Origin of the sequence: Azospirillum sp. TSO5 (assembly GCF_003116065.1) — a bacterium.
Classification (GTDB): domain Bacteria; phylum Pseudomonadota; class Alphaproteobacteria; order Azospirillales; family Azospirillaceae; genus Azospirillum.
The window spans coordinates 1-1146 of sequence record NZ_LGQY01000203.1; the positions used below are offsets into that span (position 1 = coordinate 1).

The following is a 1146-nucleotide window of genomic DNA, read 5'->3' on the forward strand; positions in this document are numbered from 1 at the left end:
GTCGAGATCAACCCGCTGATCGTCACCGGCGCCGGCGACATCCTGGCGCTCGACGCCAAGATGAACTTCGACGACAACGCGCTGTTCCGTCACAAGGACGTGGAAGAGCTGCGCGACGAGGCCGAAGAGGATCCGGCGGAGATCGAGGCGGCCAAGCACAGCCTCAACTACGTCAAGCTCGACGGCAACATCGGCTGCATGGTGAACGGCGCCGGTCTGGCGATGGCCACCATGGACATCATCAAGCTGTATGGCGGTGAGCCGGCCAACTTCCTCGACGTCGGCGGCGGCGCCACGAAGGAGCGCGTCACCGCGGCCTTCAAGCTGATCCTCTCCGACAGCAACGTCGAAGGCATCCTGGTCAACATCTTCGGCGGCATCATGCGCTGCGACGTGATCGCCGAGGGCGTGGTCGCCGCGGCGCGCGAAGTGCACCTGCACGTTCCGCTGGTGGTGCGCCTGGAAGGCACCAACGTCGATCTGGGCAAGAAGATCCTGGCCGAATCCGGCCTGCCGATCCTCTCGGCCGACAACCTCGCCGATGCCGCCGAAAAGGTGGTCAAGGCCGTGAAGGAGGCCGCGTAACATGGCTGTTCTCGTCGATAAGAACACGAAGGTGATCTGCCAGGGCTTCACCGGAGCCCAGGGCACCTTCCACTCCGAGCAGGCCATCGCCTACGGCACCAAGATGGTCGGCGGCGTGACCCCCGGTAAGGGCGGGGCCAAGCACCTCGACCTGCCGATCTTCGACACCGTGTCGGAAGCGGTCGAGAAGACCGGTGCCAACGCCTCCGTGATCTACGTGCCGCCGCCCTTCGCTGCGGACGCGATCCTGGAAGCGATTGACGCCGAGATCCCGCTGGTGGTCTGCATCACCGAAGGCATCCCGGTGCTGGACATGGTCCGCGTCAAGCGCGCCCTGGACGGCTCCAAGACCCGCCTGATCGGCCCGAACTGCCCCGGCATCATCACGCCGGACGAGTGCAAGATCGGCATCATGCCGGGTCACATCCACAAGCGCGGCAAGATCGGCATCGTCTCGCGCTCCGGCACGCTGACCTATGAGGCCGTCGCGCAGACCACGGCGGCCGGTCTCGGCCAGACCACCTGCATCGGCATCGGCGGCGACCCGGTCAACGGCACCAA

The 1146-nt window shown here is 65.8% G+C and carries 2 pseudogenes; both read left to right on the forward strand.

Annotated elements, in window-relative coordinates:
• Positions 1 to 585: pseudogene (gene sucC / locus TSO5_RS32070) on the forward strand (succinate--CoA ligase subunit beta); the annotation flags it as partial.
• A gap of 1 nt (position 586) precedes the next feature.
• Positions 587 to 1146 (forward strand): annotated as a pseudogene (locus TSO5_RS32075) (succinate--CoA ligase subunit alpha); the annotation flags it as partial.